Below are 23,136 nucleotides of genomic sequence, written 5' to 3' on the forward strand. Positions count from 1 at the left end.
TATCTCGCATTTGCAAAACAAAGCATTATATACAAATCAGTCAGTTAGCTAAGCTTATTCTGATAAAACACGACCAAAGACTGAATCTATATGTCGCTTCATTCTGGATCAGCTTTCTGACCAGAAGCCTTTAACAGGCCACTGACAATAAGAGTTAACATGTTAATATCTCTGGAAAAATAGCGGCGTTGATATAGCAGGAGACAATATGTTCACACTACATCCCAGATTAAATCAGGACACATTTCAAATTGCTGATTTGCCTCTCTCACGCCTTTGTATGATGAATGATGAGCGTTTCCCATGGTTCATACTGGTGCCCCGTGTTAATGATATTACGGAGATTCATCAGCTTGCTGAAAATGACAGAATGCAACTGATGAGGGAATCATGTGTTCTGGCAGAAACGCTGATGAGTATTTTTTCCGGATACAAAATGAATGTTGCTGCTCTGGGGAATATGGTACCTCAGCTGCATATACATCATGTCGTTCGTTTCCAGGAAGATGTCGCCTGGCCTGGCCCAATCTGGTGTACCGGCACGCCTGTTGCAATGGATGATCCAACAGTATCGCAAAGGCAGAAACAAATACTTGATGCTCTTTGTCAGATATTACCGGATACTATCCGATTATGATCCTGATACAGGACTGAAACGTAAACCAAACACGGATCAATCGGCATTGGAGCAGATATGCAGGCTTCTTTCATTTCTTCATTAAATGACATCACTGAATCACAGTGGATGCAGCTGACACATAATGGGAATCCTTTTATGCGCAGAGAGTTTTTGCTTGCGATGGAAGTCTCAGACGTCACCTGTCAGAAAAGTGGCTGGCAACCCATGCATATGATACTGACTGACCACCAGGGACTGGTGGCTTTTATGCCGGTATATCTGAAAAACCACTCTTATGGAGAGTATGTATTCGACTGGTCATGGGCTGATGCCTGGGAAAGGTATGGACTGGCCTATTATCCTAAGCTGGTCAGTGCGGTGCCTTATACCCCCAGCCAGAGCCAGCGTATTCTGTTAAGAGCTGGTATTCAGTTAGCGGATGTTGCTCATCTGATCTTTGATACGATCAGACAGCAAGCCTTGCGGCTCGGTGCCTCATCCTGGCATCTTCTGTTTCCGGATGATGATGAAAATAAACAGCTGGAACAAGCTGGAAGCATGACCCGGCTGAACTGTCAGTTTCACTGGTTTAATACTGGACAATGGCAGGATTTCGAGCAATTTCTCGGTAGTTTTTCCTCCCGAAAGCGTAAAAACGTACGCCAGGAACGAAAGAAAGTTGCTAAACAGAATTTATCTCTCAGACGTGTTATGGGACAGGAAATCACCGACCAGGAGCTGGAGCACTTTTACCACTGCTATCATCTCACATATATGCGGCGTGGCCGTCAGGGGTATCTGAATAAGGCATTTTTTGAGCATATTGTCCGATCTATGCCTGAACAGATTATGCTGGTAATTGCAGATTATCAGCCAACCGATACAACAAAACCTGAATCCGTTGCAGCAGCGCTGTTTTTTTATGACGAGCACTCTTTATACGGGCGCTACTGGGGCAGTAAGGTTGATGCGGATTGTCTGCACTTTGAGGCTTGTTACTATCAGGGCATAGAGTTCTGCCTGGAGCAGGGCCTGCAACACTTTGATCCGGGAACTCAGGGAGAGCATAAAATCAGCCGTGGATTTCATCCGGTGATTACCACATCTAACCACTGGATCGCGGAAGAAGGCTTTATACCGGCCATTGAACAGTTTATTCAGGATGAAGCCGAGCATACTATGCAATATGCAGAACAGGCCTGTGAATTATTGCCTTACAAAGATCAGTAGATAGCCACAATATGTTTCGGAGTAGCCCCGCATAGAGTATGGAATAATGGCCTGATCAGCGGGTCATTTTCTTCACAAATACGACAACAAACAGTGCCAGGGTAAAACTGCCACTAAACGCTTCTGCTGCAGTAAAAAAACGATTCCAGCCAACAGGAGTAATATCTCCGTATCCCAGTGTCGTAAACGTCACCACACTGAAGTAAAGCACATTCAGAAAGCTGACAATATTGTCTGATAATGATGCTTCAGAGTTGAACTGCAGAAGCTCTTCACTATCAATGACACCATTGGTGAAAAAGACAATGGCATAACCCAGAATCATCATGACAGAAAAAACAATTACCCGGAGAGGTCTTTCACCATAACCACAAAACAGGTCTACCATTTTAGAGACCATACGCTGTGTTGACCATAAAGGCATCTGATAGCGACGCATAACCATTTCACGCCGGAAAAAGTACCCAGCCTGTTCAAACAGGCCTTCATTTTCCAGAACCCGTCGCAGATTACGATAAACTTCTTCTGCCTGTTCGAAATAATCCAGCCTGACGGTTTCAGTCTCACTCTTTCGCGCTATTTGTTCCTGGGCTACATAGTGCCCCCACTGAACATGATCCAGTCGGGCCCCTTCCAGTCGGGTACCCAGTAAGTTAGCATTTTTCAGATTGGCACAGTGCAGATTGGCTCCTCGCAAGTCCGCCTTCATTAAGGATGCACTTTCCAGATTAGCTGCAAACAGGTGGGCTTTTTGCAGATTCGAACGATAAAAATCACAATATCTGAGATCAAAACCTGTTTTTGAACCATGATTGACCAGGTTAACATCATTCAGATCAGTGCGACGCAGGTCATAGCCCTGCATGATACTTTGCTGCTTAGATTGCTGCTCTAAACGTGCCTTAAGATCAGGTTCTTTTTTAAGTGTTTCAGCATCATGCCAGTAACACAGATTCCGACCATCTGTTTTTTCCTTGCAGGAAAAACCCTCAGGGCTGACATAACAACACTGATGTTTCTCAGACATAACCTGTCTCCAGCAAACCAGAACAATCCGATAAACACCTGAACAGCAATACCTTGCTCAGGCATATATCCCGCACATATTGTTACAAAGTGTTGTATCTGATCGTCAAAGTCGCAAGTAATCAACAGCTTAAAATGTTAATTCTGTAAAAAAATCCTTTATGCGGGTTCCATAGCGGGTGGTAACGAAGAATCAGCAACTGTGTTTTTCAGGGCTTCAAGGCGATTAGCAAAACGCCTGTTCTCTGGTATCTGGCTCAGTACCTGTAGCTTTTCAAGCGTTCGGACAACGGGATTCTGTAAGCCAGCTATAGCCAGCTCACATCCGCTTTCCTGGCACTGCTGAATTAGCTCTTCAATAACCATCGCAGTAGAAGAGCCGATCAGAGGCACATCAGTCATATCCAGTATCAGCAGGTTGTAATCACTATAAGCAACCAGCTTCTGGCGTACTCCTCTGGCGGCGGCAAAACTTACCGGGCCACGTAAAACATACAATAATGTTTTACTCTGATGCCCTGATAACAAAGCTCTCTCTTCAGCACTCAACTCAGAGGCACTTTCTGCTTCACGGTACACTGAAAAGTTCTTCAGCTGAATTTCCGAAAGTTGCCTGACGGTATACATATTAGCGATAAAAACACCCACACCAACCGCAGTAATAAGATCAACAAATAGTGTGAGCCCAAGCACCAGTAACATCAGAAAGGATACAAACGGAGGGGCTGAAAACAGTCTGCGGATAAAACTCCAGTCAATAATATCCCAGCCAACTTTAATAAGCAGACCGGCAAGAACGGCCAGAGGAATATATTCAGCGGCACTGCCTGCACCAAGAACAACAATCAGTAACACAACAGCATGAGTCGCGCCTGATACAGGCGTCTGGCCACCTGCTCTTATATTCACCACTGTTCTCATCGTAGCCCCGGCTCCAGGAAGCCCACCAAAGAAACCAGAAACCATATTGCCAAGCCCCTGGCCCGTCAGCTCTTTATCAGAATGATGCTGTGTATGAGTCATGTTATCAGCCACTAGTGAGGTCAAAAGGGAATCAATCGCTCCCAAAGCCGCCAGAATAAGCGCAGATACCAGCATATCCATGACCAGTGATGCTTCAAATACAGGCCAGTGCCATTGAGGAAAACCGGTGGGAATTTCACCGATAGTGTCTACGGTTAGTGGGTCCGTTAACCCCATCGCAACAAGGGTTCCAACGCACAGGGCTAATAGAGGTGCAGGAATAATTTTACTGTATCGGGCAGGCCAGATACTAACCAGAAAAAGAGTCCCCAGCGCTAATAAAACGGCAGGCCAGTGAATTGCCGCTAACTGATCCGGTAATCTCTCAAGCGCCATCAGTACACTTTTTGATGACTCATGCCCCAGAACAGGCCCGAGTTCAATCATGATGATGATAATGCCGATACCACTCATAAATCCTGAAATAACAGGAAAAGGAACCTGGGTAATATATTGTCCGAAGCGGAGCATGCCCAGTAACATCTGAAAAAGACCGCTCAGCATGACTACAGTAAATGCAATGGCAGGTCCGGTGACCGGATCAATCGCAGCATACTGGGTGTACACTGCGGCCATAACTACCGTCATCGGCCCGGTTGGCCCGGAGACCTGGGCAGGCGTTCCACCAAAAACAGCGGCAAAGAAACCGGTAAAGATAGCCCCGTATAAACCGGCAATAGCTCCCGCTCCGGAAGAAACTCCAAATGCCAGCGCTAATGGCAAGGCAACGACAGCTGCGGTTAGCCCTCCATAAAGGTCTCCTTTCAGGTTTCCTGCACTGAAACTTGCAAGCGACATAACCTATCTCCTTATTTTTGTTTTTCTATGATATTTCCTTGTCACAGAATCACAGGCCGGTAAATATAGTGATCTCATGACCAGGCATTCACAAGCCCCACCTTAGACTCATAACCCTGTAAATAACGCAGTTATATCCGTTACAGAAAGATTCTCAGATTTTATATACCCTTTTGTCGTGGTATCTTATTCGCAAGCATCAACTTTGATTTAGAAAAGGATAAGACGTTGATTAACTCCTTGAATACGATGAAAAAATGTCTGGTCGGAGGCTTACTGGCTCTATCTCTTACGGGCTGTCAGAGTGCGTATTACTCAGCAATGGAACAGGTAGGATTTCATAAGCGGGATATTCTGGTTGATCGAGTTGATAGCGCCAAAGAAGCTCAGGAAGAAGCTCAGGAACAGTTTAAAGACGCTCTTGAGCAGTATAAGTCTGTTGTCAGCTTTGATGGCGGAGAGCTTGAAAGCCTGTACAACCGCCTTGAAGCGGAATATGAAGACAGTAAAGCGGCAGCTGAAGGTGTTACCAGCCATATAGCCAAAGTAGAAGATGTTGCAGAAGCATTATTTGAAGAGTGGCAGGAAGAACTTGAGCAATACCAGAATCGTCGTCTGAAAAGCCAGAGTGAACGCCAGTTGCGTGATACCCGTTCACGCTACAGAAAACTGATCGCTTCTATGAAGAAAGCAGAAAAACGTATGGAGCCGGTATTAACAGCACTGAATGACAACGTACTCTTTCTGAAGCATAACCTGAACGCCAGAGCGATTGGTGCCCTGAAAGGTGAACTGTCTACGATCCGTCAGGATGTCGATATTCTGATTCGTGATATGCAAGCTGCCATCAACGAGTCGGATAAGTTTATTGAAACTCTGGGCAAGAACCAGTAAAACGGCCCTGGGTTCAGGCAAGGTAATCATTCTGGCATCGCTTATGCCGGAATGATTAACCTTCAGTGTCAGCTGATGCAGATATTTATTCGAGATTTCAGAACGATACGTCTTTGCCTTCTGGCTCTTTCCATTTTAAGACCCAGACTGGGTTAAACTCTGCCCGGCCAATAGAGCAGGCAGAGTCAGATCTGAACTAATACATCTGGACAAGCGCAGACAGAGTCAGGATTTGCACCGATAACGAGGCGTTATTTCTCTTTCAGGTCCAGGTTGTCGATAACATACAGCGTGTTACTATCAATAACCGTTTTGCCCTGATCCAGATATTTCTGCTCCAGCTTACCTTTAGTAGCCCAGGTAGCAAAGTCATCATCATTCAGCACGCCCAGCTTCGTCGGACTGATCAGCCACATACCTTCCAGTTTGTCGTGAGGGTAGTTTATTGCTTTCACCAGATCGACAACCAGAGATTTGGTCACGGGTTTGATACCCTGCTGCTCCAGTTCAGCCCAGCCTTTTTCCAGTACAGTTTCCTCTACGGTTTTACCATTGATCATAAGCCCGAGCTTCTCATCCTGAGATAAGGCTGCGTCTGCTTCCAGTGATTCAAGGTTAGTTGCATCAGCCAGATCAATACGATAGATGTGCTTCATCGCTTCAGGCTTATCACGCAGGAATGCTCCATCCCGTTCAATAACAACAAACTCTGTTGCAGAAAGCGCCGCGATACCAGAGTTAGAGTTTTGCGGTTTTTCCTGTTTATAAAGGTACTGCCCTGTTTCACCGCTTTTCAGGTTAACCGTAACAATACGTGCCACATTCAGGTTTTTAACCTTTTTATCCGGGTTATACAGAGTCGACTGCATAATCCCTACCAGCGTTGTCTCATCAGGGGTAATGGCTAAACCTTCCATACCACGATTCGGTCGACGATTTGCGAATTCTGCAGGTAAATTAATACGGGTTCTGTCATCGTGAGCGAACGCATTAATACGGCCGACCTCTACACCATTCTCATCAAAATGTACGATATGAGGGCCATATTCATCACTGATCCAGAATGAACCATCTTTCAGAGCCACAAGGCCCTCACCATCCAGTCCATAATCATCCAGGCGGATTGGATTGCTATTAGCATCGTAAGGCTGATCTTGTCGCTTAGTGATTGGCTGCCCCATGTTGTCATAAGGAGTTTCACCTGTACCTCCAAGATCAGAACGATTAGGCAAGCCACTGATAGGCGTACCATCAGGCTTTCTGAGCAGAATGGTTTTCACCAGATTCACATTGCCATAAGCATTCACTTCAAACAGGCCAATACGTGGTGTGTAATCCGGTGTCGGGAAGATTTTTCCCTTACCATACTGCCCTTTTTTGTAAGTTGCATTAGGCCCACGGTCGGTTAAAGCATAAAACTGATTCCGGTTAGTCGGATGCGCTGTCATATCCGAACCATAACCACCGTTACGAATTTCAAGCATATTCCCCGGCTTTGCATTATCGGCGATATCATTTCTCAACACCTGATAAGGCAAAGGAGCACCCTGTTGCTTATTTACTTTATCTGCATTGAGCGTTTCAGCAAAAGAGTTGCCAGGGGCGATGCACAACAGTGCTAAAGACAGGGTCGACAGCCTTTGTTTTAACGTCATCTTGTAACCTTTTATTGTATAGAGAAGCGCTTGCTGCTTCAGGCTAAAGTCGACGGCATACTAGGCGAGAGATATTACTGACTAATGAACAAATTTTGACAAAAGGCGACCATATTTCAGCCCTGGACGAGCTGATTCCGATAAACAGCTGATTAAAAAATTAAGGCAAGCCCGAAAGCCTGCCTTAACTGCAAAGCACTAACGATTCGATATCGTCAGAGCAAACCTTTAAATCATTTCAATCGCTACTGCAGTTGCTTCACCGCCGCCAATGCACAGAGAAGCCACGCCGCGCTGTTTACCCAGACGCTTCAGCGCATGGATCAGAGTGACCATGATACGGGCACCGGATGCACCAATCGGATGACCCAGTGCACAGGCACCACCGCTGATATTAACTTTAGCAGGGTCCAGCCCCAGCTCCTGAGTTGCCAGCATAGTGACTACGGCAAACGCTTCGTTGATCTCAAACAGATCAACATCATCTGTGCTCCAGCCCACTTTATCCAGCAGTTTTTGCATAGAACCGATCGGTGCAATGGTGAACTCAGCAGGCTTTTGTGCGTGAGTTGTATGGCCAGCAATACGCGCCAGGGGCTGCAGGCCACGGGCTTTGGCTTCGCTTTCACGCATCAGTACCAGCGCTGCGCCACCGTCAGAGATAGAGCTGGAGTTAGCCGCTGTTACTGTACCATCTTTTTTGAATGCAGGGCGCAGAGTAGGAATCTTCTCTGGCTTAGCGTTACCTGGCTGTTCATCAACGGCTACCTGAACTTCACCTTTGCGAGACTTAATAGTGACTGGCGCGATTTCAGCTTCAAACCAGCCTTCAGCAATTGCACGGTTAGCGCGACTCAGAGACTCAATAGCAAAATTGTCCATCGCTTCACGGGTAACACTGTATTCATCAGCAGAAGCCTGAGCGAAGGTTCCCATCAGGCCACCTTCGTATGCATCTTCCAGGCCGTCAAAGAACATGGAATCCAGTACCTCACCGTGGCCCAGACGCATACCGCTACGGGCCTTAGGCAGCATATAAGGTGCCTGACTCATGTTTTCCATACCACCGGCAACCATCACATTGCTGGAACCGGCCAGAATCTGGTCATGGGCATCCATAACCGCTTTCATACCAGAACCACACATCTTATTGATAGTGACACAACCGGCAGCCAGAGGCAGACCTGCTGCCAGAGAAGCCTGACGCGCCGGAGCCTGGCCCAGAGCACCGGGCAGTACACAGCCCATAATAACCTGATCAACATCTTCAGCCGGAATACCAGCACGCTCAACAGCTGCTTTAATTGCAGTTGCACCCAGATCAGGAGAACGAACATCGCTCAGAGAACCTAACATGCCACCCATAGGGGTACGGGCTGCAGAAACAATTACTACCGGATCTTGTGTATTAGACATCAGTCTTCTCCCAATGTACCTGCTGCATAATAATCATAAGTTTTTTGCAGACACAGCATGTACTGAAATGAATATTTATACATCGTACTATGTATGAACAAGCCGTATCATAAAACGTCATTAAGTGACCATTTAAGGCACAAAAAATTACACCTTATTCACTATAACGTGATGCAAAGGCTTACTGATATCAAACGTTCAGGCCACGCCAGGGCAAGCTGCTTTCAGGTTTACATAAGCATTGACTGTACAGCTAAGCCTTTTTCTATAAAGAGCTTTGCTATGACAGACATTATTCAGATCCATAAGACCAAATGTGCCCGTTCAGAGACAGAGTGACTCCTTCCTTCAAGTTAGTCGCCGATGCCTTGCATCGGCGGTAACCCGTTCAACAGCCTTGCAGTAAATATATATCAGGTGCTGAAAACCGATACGGCATCACGCAGAGATTGTGCCTGATCATCAATTTTCTGACTGGCCTCTCTGTTCTGATGCACTGTTGTGGCGGTCTGATCTGTAATTTGACGAATCGTGCTGATATTTCTGCTGATTTCATTAGCAGCACTGCTTTGTTGTTCAATAGCAGAAGCCACCTGAGAAGCCATATCAGAAATTTCCGTCACATCTTCGGTGATAGCTTTCAGAACCGCTTCTGCTCCAGATGCCTGCTGGCGACTATCGCCGCCTTTCTCCCGGCATTCATCCATCAACTCAACAATACCCATCGTTTTCTGTTGTAATGAACTAATGATGCCAGAAATTTCAACCGTCGCTTCCTGAGTACGTCCGGCCAGAGTGCGCACCTCGTCAGCGACAACTGCAAACCCTCGTCCTTGCTCACCGGCTCTGGCAGCTTCAATCGCCGCATTCAGTGCCAGTAAATTCGTTTGTTCAGCAATCTCCTGAATAACATTCAGCACCGAGCCAATAATTTCACTTTCTCTCGATAACTGTTCAACAGTAGAAACAGAGCTTTCCAACTGATCGGATAATGTATGAATTTTTTCAATTGCCAATTGAACCTGTTTCTGTCCTTCCAGAGCATAGGCATGAGTATTGATCGCTTTATGAGCAGTCTTTTCTGTATTACGGGCAATCTCTTCAATAGTGCCAACCATTTCGGTAATTGCATGATTGACCATGGAGGTTTCTTCTTTCTGACGTTCTATATCATCCACGGTCTTTGCCGCATTATCTGATAAAGCCTTCGTCGACGAATTCATTGTATCCACTGCCATATTGACCCGACTGATAACATCCTGAAATCCAGCCAGCATCATATTCAGGGAGCGGGCTATCCCGGCTATTTCATCATTGCCTTTGTCCTTCATGCGCAAACTCAGGTCATGCGTCTCATGAATTCTTCGCACCGCGCCCTGAATATTGTCAATTGACCGGAAAACAGAACGGCCTATACGCCAGGACAGGGCACTGCAAAGTATCAGCATGCCAACAAATAAAAGACTGGACAGCCATTGAGACTGCTGTATACGAGCTTCCAGAATAGTGTTTACTGAAGTAAACAGCGCCTCCAGCATCTCTTCAGTACTGCGTACTGTTTTTCTCATCTCAAGGAGTAGGCCCTGCTGACTATCCAGCCCAAGTGCCTTAGCCTGATCAGCATATTCCCGGAATCGGGTGCCATATAACTCCGCCAGCTCAATCAGCTCACGATCCGCAGCTCCAGAGCTTACCAGATACTCTAACTGCCTGAGCATACTGCTATGCAGACCATCAAACTTTTTCAGGTATTTAACATTACTACGCAGCATAAAGTCCTTTTCAGCCCGGCGTAGCTGTAGCATGGTGATCATAATTTCATCGGCCCTGACACTCTTCAGCGCTTGCTCCAGCTGATGCACTGCGGCTCTCAGTTCTCCCCTCAAACCCGATGTATGATCTAACCCCATCAGCACCGTAACATCCGTTACGTTGTGAAATGATTGCTGATAGCGCTGCGTCACCACTTTCAGCTGCTCCAGTTGCTCTGTACTTTCTCCCTGAGTCCGCAGCAGGGCAATCAACTGATCCTGATTTTGAAGCATCTGCACTGTTTTCTGATCAAAGCGCTCTACGTATTCCAATTCAGAGCGAGCAAGGAAGTCTTTCTCTTCTCGTCGTAACTGAAGCATATCAGTTTCCATCTGCAAGGCCAGAACCTTACCTTTGTTCAACTCTTTTACCGTCTCAAGAGTAAAAATAAACAGTAAATACATAATCCCCAAAGAACACACTGCAATGAGGGCATTTGTCATCAGTTTGTGCTTAATCAGCATGAGGTTTTTTACCTTAAAAATAATTATCATTCAGTTTTTTATTGTTAGCTGAGTATTATCTGCCAGAGAAAAGCTGCGTTACCCATAGCAATCCAATGAAACAAAACTGAAACAATTATGTCACATTTAATTCTGTTTACATACCTTTACTAAATCAGATAAAGACAAAAAAAGACGTTAACACGCACTATCTATCCTACATTGCGCCGGGATCTGTACGACTTAAGAAGAATAGATCCGAAACAAGAAATACCGGGTAAACCTTCACAACAATTTCATCTGCACTCCGGTAACTTTTAAGCCTCTGTTAAGTTTTACATGCTTATATATTTACAGCTCTGAACAAAATATTCTGGTATGCCCTGAAAATACAGCTGCGTCCTGTGCAAAAGCCTGGTTCAGAGATAAAGAAAATAGTACAGGTATTTTTTCAGTTTCAGTGTGATACAGTAATGAAGCGGAAAGATAAACATGCTTTATTTAACAATAACTTAAAAAGAAAGTATTCAACCATGGATATCAGGATGTTAAAAAACTGGCGGCCCGGAGCAGCCTCTTGTAGTTTTATTTTTTTTGCTATTTTATTTACCGTCTGGCCTGAACTGGACATCATGGTCACCGGTTATTTTTTCGATAGCACAACATCATCCTTCCCCGCCAATCAGAATCCCTTTGTCAGGTTCATTTACTGGTTTTTTAAAGAACTGCCTAACCTTATCGTTCCCATCCTGCTGATTTTCAGTCTGGCAACTCTGTTTAAACGCTGTCCGGAAAAATACAAAGCCAATAAGCGCAAATGGTATTTTATGCTGGCTTTTCTTTTAATTGGTCCGGGCATACTGGTACACACAGGTTTTAAGGATAATTGGGACAGAGCACGCCCCAGAGATGTGGTTGAGTTCGGCGGCAATCTTAACTTTACTGCGCCATTGCAAATCAGTGATCAGTGCCAGAAAAACTGCTCTTTTGTCAGCGGACATGCCGCTATGGGCTTTTCTTTTATTGCTCTGGGATGGGTACTGAAAAGCCGGTTATGGCTGATGTGTGGTATTGGTCTGGGGTTATTTGTCGGCGGCATACGAGTGATGCAGGGTGGGCACTTTCTGAGTGATATTATTTTCTCTGGTTATATCTGTTATGCCTCTGCCTGGATTATGGCCCGCTGGATTCTTCGGGAGGAGGATAAAACCGTTGATAAAAAGCCAGACCTGGTTGAAACGTCCTGATTTTATCTGTGCTCGAAACATTAAACCCGAATTTTATAAATCGGGTTTGATGTTTCCAGAGTCTTTATTGCCTGATGAGCATACTTTTCACAATACTCCAATTCTAGCAGGCCCTGATTCAGCAGAACTAACGATTAAGACTCAGTATGTAGCAGATGCTCAGCCAGAAATGCTCTGGCCTGCTCCGTCAGAGGACTGGAACGACGGGTCACTTCATCCATCTGTACAATCACAGTTTCTGCATTGGCCACGCATCTGCCATTCTGAAATACACTCTGATATAGCCCGATTGAACTATTGCCCAACCGAATCAATCCGGTACCAATATCTACTTGCCCCGGCCAGCGAATCTCACCCATCAGATTCAGATTGAGATTAGCAATGACAAAAGCGCCATTTTCGGCAGTCAGCGGCGTATCAGGGTTATAGAGAAACTCCACACGCCCGGTTTCCAGAAAGGTAGAAAATACCGCATTATTAACATGTCCCTGACGATCCGTATCAGCATAACGAATCTTATCAAATGTCTGAAAAGGAAAATCCTCCAGTTTCAGATCTGCTCTTAGCGTCATACTAAACTCGCATGATAATAATCATATTAAAGCCAAAATATCGCATGATTATCATCATGTCAAAATACGATATATCCAGTCAGTAACAACGACAGCGATAAAGGACAGAGTTAATCAGCCATATCAGAAGGCCAGTTTTCAAAGTGAGACACACGATAAGCCGCAGCATACCTTGCCATAGCATCAGGAATCACGGCTTCGCCCCAGTTTTCACCAGCAAAGTTGATCAGACTCTGCACACTTTCCCACTGACTAATCATCAGATAAGTATTCGGAGTCCACTGCGTCGGCTTTCCGATGCTGACAGTAAGACAACCCTCTGTGGCCTGAGTTGCGGGTAAAGCCAGATTTGAGAAATCATGTTCAAACTCAGTTCTGAGAACTGGATTTATTTCAACTTCAAAAATTCGGGTAATCATTTTTTACTCCTTGTGATCAAAATAGCTACCGTGATCAAGAACCAGTTACATTCAGCTATCTCTAAATCAGACATGAAAAAGACATATACAGTCGCACCTTCAGCGATACTCTGCGCAACACCGGTCAGAAACGTTTCAGACAGAAATAATGCAATGAAATAGCTCGATTTTTAACCACTGACAGCGTAATGATATTGAGCTATAACGGGGAATAATTGTATCTGTCGATACTCTTTGGCAACACCAGAATCAGCAGAGTAAATGGACATGCAAGAACAAGAATTCGATCAGCTAAAGAAAAAAATTACCGGACTAAAAGAGCGCCTGAAATACCCTGAAGCCATACAGGCTATCGAAGCAAATTCTGGCAGTGATAGTTTTAATAAAGAACAATCGACCTGGCTGACTCAACAGCAAGCACAATGTATCTATCAGGATCGGGAGCGACACCCAGGGCAAAGACTGGATGAAGCTCTGGATAAGCTGCAGGAGCTGAACCCGGAAACAACAGAAAACAGTGAAACCCTGGGGATTGCCGGTGCCATTTACAAGCGAAAATATCTGTTTACCGGACAATCCCACTATATTGATGCTGCACTGAACTACTACCTGAAGGGGGATAGATATAGCGATAAATCCCAGGACCATTATGACGGCTATAACGCGATTAATGCGGCTTTTTTGCTGGATCTGAAAGCATTTAATCTGGCTCAGAGCACGCTCTGCCTACAAGATCACAGTCCTCAGATTGATGATTTTCGCCAACAGGCAGAACAGCTCAGACGGGAAGTCATTCGAGATATAACACTGCCATCAGAGCATATCAATAAGCAGCATTGGTGGTCATTAATCACATTGGGTGAAGCTCAACTGGCACTTGGGGATAGCGAATCTGCCAAAGATACTTTCCAGAAGCTGGCTCCATTGATAGATCAGCATCCAAATAACAAAAATAGAGTTCCTAAATGGCAGCAAGATTCCAGCCTTCGGCAACTGGCACACCTGCCCCATCTGCTACCCAGCCTGGAAAGAGACGACACTCGAAAAGCCCTTTCAGTCTTCTTCGAAGGTAACGATGCTGCTTTTGATTCAATAATTGAAGGTAAAGTTGGATTGGCTTTATCAGGAGGGGGATTTCGAGCCGCATTTTATCATCTGGGTGTACTGGCTAGACTGGCTGAAACGGATACTCTGCGTAAAGTCGAGGTATTGTCTTGTGTATCCGGCGGTTCAATTATCGGAGCACGCTACTACCAGCTGGTTCGCCATCAACTATCTACTCTGGCCCCGGCAGTGCTGAATGCTAATCCAGAAGGAACTCGTGCACTCTACATCGATATTGTTAAACAACTTAGAACAGACCTTATCACGGCAGTCCAAAAGAATCTTCGTTCCCGTATTCTGGGCAAGTCTGATCGAATCTTAAAAATGATCACAGATCCAGAGTACACCCGAACCAGCCAATTAGCAGAATTATACGAAAAACATTTGTATAGTTTGCCGACAGAGCTACAGCATTGTTCTGAGGCAACAGAAGAGTTAATGATGATAAATCAGGAATATCTGGAGAGTGGAAACCTCACTGTACCGGATATGTCTGCCGAAGATAAAACAAACTGTATTCTAAGCAACCTGATCATTAAGGTACCAGGCGAATCAAACTACAAACCTAGATGGGACAATTGGAAAAATGCCTGCAAGGTGCCGATTCTGGTACTGAATGCCACTAATCTGAATACCGGGCGAAGCTGGCAGTTCACCGCAAACCGCATGGGCGAAGCGCCCTGGAGTCTGGAACCTGAAGTGAACAGCAATGATCACCTACACTGGTTCCGCTATAGTGAAGGTCCGGGTAAATATTCACGGTTTTCTCTGGGCACAGCAGTCGCTGCTTCATCCTGTGTTCCTGGGCTATTTCATCCAGTGTCATTGCCCGATATCTATTCAGGGCATACCGTACAATTGGTCGACGGTGGTGTATTTGACAACCAAGGCTCAGCAGCACTTTTAGATGAGGGCTGTAATGTTGTTCTGGTCAGTGATGCATGTGGCCAAATGGAAACGGACACTGATCCATCTCCAAGTATTGCAGGCTCTGCTTTGCGTTCCAGTGATGTGATTCAGAGTCGTCTTCGCGTCGCCCAATACAAAGAACTTAGAGCCAAGGAAGAAAGTGGCATCATCCAAAAAATGATGTTTATTCATCATAAATCGGGCTTTGAACCTACTGTATGGGAAGCCTTATCGGATGCCCCTATCACGGATGATAACGCCGAGTCAGGCTATGCCAAATATAAGATCCATCCTGACTATCTGGAAGCCTTATCCCGAATTAGAACCGATCTGGATTCATTTTCTGACTTGGAAATTGATGCTCTGATGTACAGTGGCTATCAGATGACAAAATTTGATCGCGAGATGCTCCCGGTTAATCCCGACGATGATGAAGAGTGGGGTTTCTGGGCTATAACCCAACTTGCAAATGGGCCGGAAGCTCCTCGAACGGATATCCTGCATCTTCTGCAAAACGGGCAGAACATGTTCTTTAAAGCCCTACAATCCCGTTTGGTCCGGTCATACCTTAAGCCTTCAATAGGTCTGCTGATAGCTATATTGGTAGTCGTGCTCGCACTGGTACTATTTATGATTGGCTTTTCTCTAATGGACCGATTTACCTTTTTCGTAATCATCGGCGCTGCAATTGGAGGGTATCTCTGGTACCAAAAGCGTAAGAAGAAACTAAAACCCATTATACGAAAAGTGAGAAAAGCACTACTGGGATGCCTCGGCATGGTGCTCCATATTGCCTTTAAAATAAACCTTAAATACTTAGATCCAGCTTTTCTTAAATCGGGAAAACGCTCCAATCTCAATCAGGATGATCAATGATTAAGCCTCAGCTCTTTATCAGCTACCGACATTCACAAGAAATCAAGGCCCAAGATCTGGAACAGCAACTGGAAGAAGCAGGTTTCAATGTTTTTCTGGATCAATCCAATATAGAAACGACAGATAGTATCAGCGATGAAGTGAAGGAAGGCCTTTCTTCCTCTCATGTCATGCTGGTGCTGTTCAGTAATGATTATCCTGAAAGCCGGTTTTGTCAGTTTGAATTGACCACAGCATATATCGCCGCCTTTAACGAACTGAACGGTGCACCCAATAAACGGATTTTTGTACTTAACCTGGATGAAGGCAAAGATAAAAACTCCAAAGCTCTGGAAAAGCTTCCCATAGAGCTACAAGGTGCGCTACATCTGCCAGGTGATCATCAAAGCCTGATCGAAGCGATCAGAACGCAGATGGACATCATCACCCATCAAGGCAACAAAACACTGGGCGAACTGGGGGCTTTCCAATTTGCTCCCGGATATGGCCGCAGAATCCACAGTTCTCCTCGTTTTGTCGGACGCGAAGCTTATTTCTGGCAACTACACTCAGCATTGCAGCAAACTCAGAATCCTATGATTACCGGCCAGACCAACCCGGATTTAGCCGAAGTCTCTGGAATGGGCGGTATCGGAAAAACCTTACTGGCTGAAGAATACGCACTGCGATTTGCCGCCGCTTATCCCGGCGGCATTTTCTGGCTGGATGCCTACGGTAGCTTTGATCCCAAAGCACCAGATATCGAAACCTTTAAAGCAGCCTGTACAGAGCAATATCGCAAAGTAGCCGCAGAGTATGGACTACAGCTAGCTCACGATGCTGATTTACCAGCTATTCAGTATCAGATTCAACAAAAGATCAAACAGCAGGGCCAACGCTGTTTATGGATAGTGGATGATATCCCTTCTGGACTGGCTAAGCACCTCAATAATGAGATCAAAACTTGGTTTAGCCCCTGCCCTGAACTAGCCCCGACATTAGTTACTACCCGCAGTCGCGAATACAGCACCATAGGTAAAGATTTACCCCTGGATGTGCTGGATCATGAGGCTGCTCGTCAATTGCTCAGACATCACTTAAAAGAGAAGCTTGATCATCAGAACTCAGAAGCAGATCAACTGATTGAAAAGCTGGGCCATCACTCTCTGGCGTTGGATATTGCGGGTACAGCCATTGCCGAGTATCAGCAATCTATCGCAGAGTATCTGGAAGAGTTAGACGAAGATATCGCTGAACTGATTGATGTCCCTGACGAGATTGTTGCAGCGGTTCCCACGGGCTGTGAAAAAAGCATCGTCCGATCCCTGCAAAAAAGTATTTTAAAACTCTCCGATAACAGCCTGGATTTTCTCCGGCTGGCCGCTAACCTGGCACCAGCTCCAATTAAACAGAGCCTGTTTGCAGAGATTCTGAAAGTTACAGATGAACTCTCAGCATCAAAGGCCAGAAAACAGGCCAAATTATCATTGCTAGGGTGTAAACAGCTCAATCTGAGCAAACAGTTTGAACCGAAAGAGGACGATGAAAGTAATCAAACTGATGAACGCTTCTGGTCAGTACATGCCTTAGTGTCTGAAGTGATTCGTTTTATGGACGAGTCAGAAAACGAACGGTCATTGGCCTTAAAAACGACAGCAATAATTGTGCTTACCCGTGTTATTAAAGTCATGACACACGGTACGGACTATCAGTCCATTCAGGCAATCAGCTCAGAAATTGAGCATAGTCGTTACCTGACTCAAAACCTTCAATCGGAATATCAAAAAAACCTATTGATTACCTTGGGTGAGTTTGAGCATCACAGAGGGAACCCGAAACTTGCGATACGATACTGGCAAATAATAAGCAATTACTATGAGGAAATTTTAGGTAAAGATGCCTCTGAAACTTTATCTTGTATGAATAACTTAGCTTCTGCATATGGAAATATTGGTGACCATGCTAAAGCGAGGGAGTTACAAGAGTATGTATTAGAACAACGGCTGATCTCATCACCTGAAAATGAACAGAGTATTTTATCCAGCATGAATAACTTAGCTTCTACACTGTGTCATTTGAAAGAACTTCCTCGTGCTAGAAAATTACAGGAGGATGTGCTTGATAAATCGAAAGCCTTGTTTAGTGATAAAGATCCAAAAATTATTGCTGCTATGAATAACTTGGCATCTACGCTGTTTCATTTAGGAGACTATCCTGAAGCTAAAAAGTTACAAGAAGGCGTGCTGGAGCGTCTCAAAGCTCTGCCTGATAAAAATTATCAAGATATATTGACTGTTATGAATAACTTGGCATATACATTCTGGTTCTTATCAGAGTGGGAAGATGCAATTGAGTTGATGATCCATACAAATAGAGGCTTCGTTCACTTTTTAGGTAAAGATCACCTTAAAACGTTGAAAAGCCAGAGCACTCTGATTAGTTTTATGACTCAAGTTGGCCTCGCTTCTAAAGCCAAGCCTTTGATCTTTGAGTTACAGCAGACCTTGGAACAAAAACCCGAGCTTAAACAGCTTTTTTCAACAGGCTTAATATTGAAATAGGGATGCTTATGCCAAATCAAAAAAACGCACCATTATGCTTTATCCTGATGCCTTTCGGTGTTAAGCCTGATACCAATGGACGTCTGATCGATTTTAACGCCGTGTACACAAAGATTATCAAGCCTGCGGTTATTGATGCGGGGCTGGAACCGCTGCGGGCAGATGAGGAAAAGTATGGTGGAGTGATTCATAAAGCAATGTTTGAACGTTTGCTATTGTGTGACTATGCCATTGCAGATCTGACTTCCGCCAACGCCAATGTATTTTATGAGCTGGGTATTCGTCATGCTCAGCGCCCGGCTTCAACCGCTCTTATTTTTGCAGAAGGACGCGGCGCATTACCCTTTGATGTGACTAATCTCCGGGGTTTACCTTATCAGTTAACAAAAACAGGCAAACCTAAACAGGCAAAGATAGATCGTAAGCGTTTAACCAAAATGCTCATCACTCAACGTGAGCAGCCTGCTGATGATAGCCCTTTATATCAAATACTGAATAATTACCCCGATATTCAGCATATGAAAACAGATACTTTCCGGGATCAGGCAGATTATTCGGAGCAGATAAAAGAGGCCCTTGCCGAGGCTGTAGAGATCGGCAGCAAGCAAGAACATCATAAAAAAGCGGTTAAAGCAATTAACCGTATTCTGAAGCAACAAAAAAACCTGGCGGAGGCTGAGCCCGGCATTTTAGTGGATATTCTGCTTTCTTACCGTGAATGCAGTGCCTGGCCAGAAATGGTGTCACTGGTTGAAAAGTTGCCAGAAGAACTGAAGAAAACAGTACTGGTTCAGGAGCAGTATGGCTTAGCTCTCAATCGCAATCAGCAAAGCGCTAAAGCCGAAAAAGTCCTGAAAGCCCTGCTTGATCAGCATGGCCCATCATCTGAGACACTGGGAATCCTTGGACGAGTTTATAAAGATTTATGGAAAAATGCGATTGATGCCAGGCAGACCCGGCAAGCAAAAGGCTATCTGAAAAAATCTATTGATACTTATGTTGCCGGTTTTAATGCTGATATTCGGGACGCTTACCCAGGTATCAATGCTTTGACGTTAATGGTGCAAAGTGACAAACCTGACCCAAGGGCTGAAGAGCTTAATACTGTCGTTGCTTTCGCAGTAAAACAGAAGATGGCAAAAGGTAAACCGGATTACTGGGATTATGCCACGCTGCTGGAGCTGGCTGTTCTGGCACGTCATAAAAAGCAGGCCGATGAATATCTTAACGAGGCTTTGGCCTTTAAGGGCGGTTATTGGGAAGGAGAAACCACAGCCAATAACCTCAATATGATTTGCTCTGCTTATCAAAAGCAAAATATTGACACTGGCTGGCTGGAAGTAATTATTCAGGCGTTGCTTGAAGAGGAATAAGCGGGCCATGCAAATTGAGGCTGAAGCCATACAGCGAACAGGCTCTCTTGAAAGAGCCCAGGCTGTTTTCAGCCCCAATTTATTGCTGAATACTTTGCAGGAAGGTAAAAATTGATATTCCCTCTTCTGACGAATTCAGCATTCTGCGTTGGATTATGGATCTGGTGTCGGCTCGAACACGGGTTCCAGAGTATCCGCAAACAGTATATTTTCACTCCACTGTGCCAAATCCTCAGTTTCAGCAGATTCGAGTTTATCTGATACCCAGTCAGGCAATTCACCAAAGCGACGGTTAAGCAGACGGGTTAAAAGCTCAATCTGCCCTTTTCTCTCGCCAATTTCTATGCCTTTTTCCATGCCATTATCTGTAGCATCTTTTAACAGGCTGGCTTCCTCATACCGTGCCCTTTCTCTGACAAATGCCATACGCTGGGCTTCTTCATCAGCACTTAAATCTTTAACCCGTTGCAAAGCATCTTTTACCGGTTGATAAGCAATATCGGCCATGATTAATTCCTCCTGCCAGTGTTCAAAGAACGTAATCCAGGCATTTAAAGCACCTGACGAAAGATTCAGCTTGTCAGCTTTTCTCATTTCGATCAGATTCAGTTGCAGCTCTTTCCCTAATCTTACCTCAGGTTGGTGACGATCTCTCTGTTCAATCAATAACCAGAATCTGACAGTCAGCCCTGTATTCCTGACTGTTTTTCTGGGACAATGCGCGACTTCGTAGCACACGCTATAATTTGCCCGTGATTAGCCTGATAGAAAGCGATAACGAATGAGCGCATTGACCAGTAAACATAAATCAGCCCCTAACCTGTTCTCCTACCCTCTTTACTGGGCGGAGTGTTTTGGTACGGCTTCATTTCTGCCGACAACACGGGAGGAGATGGATCAGCTGGGCTGGGATAGTTGCGACGTTATTATTGTCACCGGTGATGCTTACGTGGATCATCCGAGTTTTGGTATGGCGGTGATGGGTCGTCTGCTTGAGGCTCAGGGGTTCCGTGTCGGCATTATTGATCAGCCGGACTGGCGTAATCCTGACGACTTTATGCGTCTGGGCAAGCCGAATTTCTATTTCGGTGTCACGGCAGGCAATATGGACTCACTGATCAACCGTTATACGGCTGATCTGAAAGTACGTAACGACGATGCTTATACCCCTCATGGTGAAGGTGGTAAGCGACCAGATCGTGCGGTTATCGTCTATTCTCAGCGTTGTAAACAGGCCTATTCTGATGTGCCTGTGGTGATTGGTGGTATTGAAGCCAGTCTGCGTCGTATCGCTCAATATGATTACTGGAGCAACGAGGTACGCCGTTCAGTGCTGATCGACTCGACCGCTGATATTCTGCTGTACGGTAACGCAGAACGCGCCATTATCGAGCTGACTCAGAAAATGGCAGCAGGTATCGAGCTGGATGAGCTGACCGATATTCGTGGTACGACGATTGTGCGTGATGCCGCCCCTGGTGGTTATACCGAAATTGATTCCAGCCGTGTGGACTGGCCGGGCAAGGTTGATCAGATCCCAAGCCCCTATGAGTATATTCCTGAAGGCAAATGTCAGGATGGTGACGACGAGGACGAAGATCCTGATGTAATGCCGATCCGTGTGATTCCGGCACCGCTGAAGGGTAAATACGGTAAGCTGGAGCAGGAAAAAACCTATATCCGTCTGCCTTCCTTCGACAAAGTACATAAAGATCCTGTGCTGTATGCTCATGCTTCCCGTGTACTACACCTGGAGTCCAATCCTCATAACGCTCGTGCTCTGATTCAGAAGCATGGCAAAAAAGAGATCTGGGTTAATCCACCGCCAATTCCGCTGGAAACCGACGAGATGGACGGTGTATTTGGTTTCGCTTATCAGCGTGTCCCGCACCCGAAATACGGCGATGCTAAAATCCCGGCCTATGAGATGATCCGCTTCTCGATCAATATTATGCGGGGTTGTTTCGGTGGCTGTACCTTCTGTTCGATTACCGAGCACGAGGGCCGTATTATTCAGAGCCGTTCTCATGAATCCGTTCTGAATGAGATCGAAGATATTAAAGAGAAGCTACCGGCTTTTACCGGCCATATTTCTGATCTGGGTGGTCCGACCTCAAACATGTACCACCTGAACTGTAATGATCCTGATATTCAGGCATCGTGCCGTAAACTGTCCTGTGTTTACCCGACGATCTGTAAAAATCTGAACACCGATCACAGTCCGACGACGGAACTGTACCGCAAGACCCGTGCGATTGAAGGCGTGCATACCGTATCCATCGCTTCTGGTTTGCGTTATGACCTGGCGGTAGAAGATCCGGAATACGTCAAAGAGCTGGTGACCCATCATGTTGGTGGGTATCTGAAGATTGCACCGGAGCACTCAGAAATGGGTACTCTGAGTAAGATGATGAAACCGGGTATGGGAACATACGATAACTTTAAGCGTATGTTCGATAAATACTCAAAAGAAGCCGGTAAAAAACAGTATCTGATCCCATACTTTATTGCTGCTCACCCTGGCTGTGAAGATGAGGATATGATGAATCTGGCACTGTGGTTGAAGAAAAATGATTTCCGCCCGGATCAGGTGCAGACTTTCTATCCGTCACCTATGTCCCTGGCAACAGCCATGTATCACTCTAATAAAAACCCGCTGAAGCAGGTGACCTATAAGAGTGAAAAGCTGTACACCGCTAAAGATTATGATCAGCGTCGTACTCAGAAAGGCTTCCTGCGCTATCACGATCCTAAGAACTGGCCTGCTCTGCGTCAGACGTTGCGGGATATGGGACGCCCGGATCTGATTGGTGATGGCAAACATAAGCTGGTACCCGGTGAAGATAAAGATCCGGTCAACCCGCGCAGCCCACGTAAAGCACGTCCGGGCCAGCAAACCGGTGCTTCGCATAGCTCTAATCGTCCTACGCTGAATAAATCCGGTAAAAAAGCCTCAGGACAAGGCAGCGGTAATAGTCGTAACCAGAGTGCCAGCAATAAAGGTGGTTACGCTAAAGCGGGTGGCAGTGGCAAGACCGGGAACAGTGGTAAAGCTGGGAATAGCAGTAAGAAAACAGCTCGTCCTTCTGCTAAAAAAGCAGCAGCATCCGGAAAACCAGCAGGTAAAAAAGCAAGGCCAACCAGTAAAAAGCGCGGCTAAGCTATTGAATGATAACAAAC

At 45.5% G+C, this 23,136-nt stretch carries 16 protein-coding genes; 8 read left to right on the top strand and 8 right to left on the bottom strand.

The features are described from left to right. Positions 1-208: 208 nt before the first annotated feature. Positions 209-637 (top strand): HIT domain-containing protein, encoded by a 429-nt coding sequence (locus tag H4O21_RS06125; protein WP_182807960.1) that lies wholly within the window; start codon positions 209-211, stop codon positions 635-637. A 57-nt stretch (positions 638-694) separates the two neighbouring features. Continuing rightward, entirely contained in the window at positions 695-1,849 is a 1,155-nt protein-coding gene (locus H4O21_RS06130; protein WP_182807961.1) for a GNAT family N-acetyltransferase, read from the top strand. A 55-nt stretch (positions 1,850-1,904) separates the two neighbouring features. On the opposite strand, the gene H4O21_RS06135 is transcribed toward H4O21_RS06130, so the two are convergent. Together H4O21_RS06135 and H4O21_RS06140 are read right to left on the bottom strand one after the other, a co-directional pair. Further along, positions 1,905-2,876 (bottom strand): pentapeptide repeat-containing protein, encoded by a 972-nt coding sequence (locus H4O21_RS06135; RefSeq protein ID WP_182807962.1) that lies wholly within the window; start codon positions 2,874-2,876, stop codon positions 1,905-1,907. Positions 2,877-3,034: 158 nt separating this feature from the next. Next, positions 3,035-4,696, bottom strand: coding sequence for a SulP family inorganic anion transporter (locus H4O21_RS06140; protein ID WP_182807963.1), 1,662 nt, complete (start codon positions 4,694-4,696; stop codon positions 3,035-3,037). A gap of 228 nt (positions 4,697-4,924) precedes the next feature. Between H4O21_RS06140 and H4O21_RS06145 the strand changes: the two genes are divergently transcribed. Further along, entirely contained in the window at positions 4,925-5,590 is a 666-nt protein-coding gene (locus H4O21_RS06145; protein WP_255487161.1) for a DUF2959 domain-containing protein, read from the top strand. Between the two features lie 251 nt (positions 5,591-5,841). Here the strand turns inward: H4O21_RS06145 and H4O21_RS06150 are convergent, their stop codons facing one another. From H4O21_RS06150 to H4O21_RS06160, 3 genes are all read right to left on the bottom strand, one after another. Further along, the gene (locus tag H4O21_RS06150; protein WP_182807964.1) at positions 5,842-7,245 is read right to left on the bottom strand and encodes an esterase-like activity of phytase family protein; all 1,404 of its coding nucleotides are present in this window, start codon (positions 7,243-7,245) and stop codon (positions 5,842-5,844) included. 228 nt (positions 7,246-7,473) lie between these two features. Then, positions 7,474-8,661: an acetyl-CoA C-acyltransferase gene (locus H4O21_RS06155; RefSeq protein WP_182807965.1), complete on the bottom strand. Its 1,188-nt coding sequence runs from the start codon at positions 8,659-8,661 to the stop codon at positions 7,474-7,476. 413 nt (positions 8,662-9,074) lie between these two features. Further along, the gene (locus H4O21_RS06160) at positions 9,075-10,937 is read right to left on the bottom strand and encodes a methyl-accepting chemotaxis protein (protein WP_182807966.1); all 1,863 of its coding nucleotides are present in this window, start codon (positions 10,935-10,937) and stop codon (positions 9,075-9,077) included. 524 nt (positions 10,938-11,461) lie between these two features. Here H4O21_RS06160 and H4O21_RS06165 point away from each other — a divergent pair. Continuing rightward, positions 11,462-12,163 carry a phosphatase PAP2 family protein gene (locus H4O21_RS06165; protein ID WP_182807967.1) on the top strand — a complete coding sequence of 234 codons (702 nt, stop codon included), beginning with the start codon at positions 11,462-11,464 and terminating at the stop codon, positions 12,161-12,163. Positions 12,164-12,297: 134 nt separating this feature from the next. Here H4O21_RS06165 and H4O21_RS06170 read toward each other — a convergent pair whose 3' ends face one another. Next, positions 12,298-12,735: an acyl-CoA thioesterase gene (locus H4O21_RS06170; RefSeq protein ID WP_182807968.1), complete on the bottom strand. Its 438-nt coding sequence runs from the start codon at positions 12,733-12,735 to the stop codon at positions 12,298-12,300. 110 nt (positions 12,736-12,845) lie between these two features. Next, positions 12,846-13,154: an antibiotic biosynthesis monooxygenase family protein gene (locus H4O21_RS06175; protein WP_182807969.1), complete on the bottom strand. Its 309-nt coding sequence runs from the start codon at positions 13,152-13,154 to the stop codon at positions 12,846-12,848. A 267-nt stretch (positions 13,155-13,421) separates the two neighbouring features. On the opposite strand from H4O21_RS06175, the gene H4O21_RS06180 reads away from it, so the two are divergent. The 3 genes from H4O21_RS06180 to H4O21_RS06190 are packed head-to-tail and all read left to right on the top strand — an operon-like array spanning position 13,422 to position 19,956. After that, a complete protein-coding gene (locus H4O21_RS06180; protein WP_182807970.1) occupies positions 13,422-16,043 on the top strand; it encodes a patatin-like phospholipase family protein in 2,622 nt (873 codons plus the stop codon). Beyond that, positions 16,040-18,583 (top strand): tetratricopeptide repeat protein, encoded by a 2,544-nt coding sequence (locus H4O21_RS06185; protein WP_182807971.1) that lies wholly within the window; start codon positions 16,040-16,042, stop codon positions 18,581-18,583. Before H4O21_RS06180 ends, H4O21_RS06185 begins: the two co-directional genes overlap by 4 nt. A gap of 8 nt (positions 18,584-18,591) precedes the next feature. Then, positions 18,592-19,956, top strand: coding sequence for a TRAFs-binding domain-containing protein (locus tag H4O21_RS06190; protein ID WP_182807972.1), 1,365 nt, complete (start codon positions 18,592-18,594; stop codon positions 19,954-19,956). 153 nt (positions 19,957-20,109) lie between these two features. On the opposite strand, the gene H4O21_RS06195 is transcribed toward H4O21_RS06190, so the two are convergent. Then, the gene (locus H4O21_RS06195; protein ID WP_182807973.1) at positions 20,110-20,622 is read right to left on the bottom strand and encodes a DUF4351 domain-containing protein; all 513 of its coding nucleotides are present in this window, start codon (positions 20,620-20,622) and stop codon (positions 20,110-20,112) included. Between the two features lie 115 nt (positions 20,623-20,737). Between H4O21_RS06195 and H4O21_RS06200 the strand changes: the two genes are divergently transcribed. Further along, a complete protein-coding gene (locus H4O21_RS06200) occupies positions 20,738-23,116 on the top strand; it encodes a YgiQ family radical SAM protein (protein ID WP_182807974.1) in 2,379 nt (792 codons plus the stop codon). Positions 23,117-23,136 lie beyond the last annotated feature (20 nt).

Source organism: Oceanospirillum sediminis (genome assembly GCF_014164585.1).
Taxonomy (GTDB): domain Bacteria; phylum Pseudomonadota; class Gammaproteobacteria; order Pseudomonadales; family Halomonadaceae; genus Oceanospirillum; species Oceanospirillum sediminis.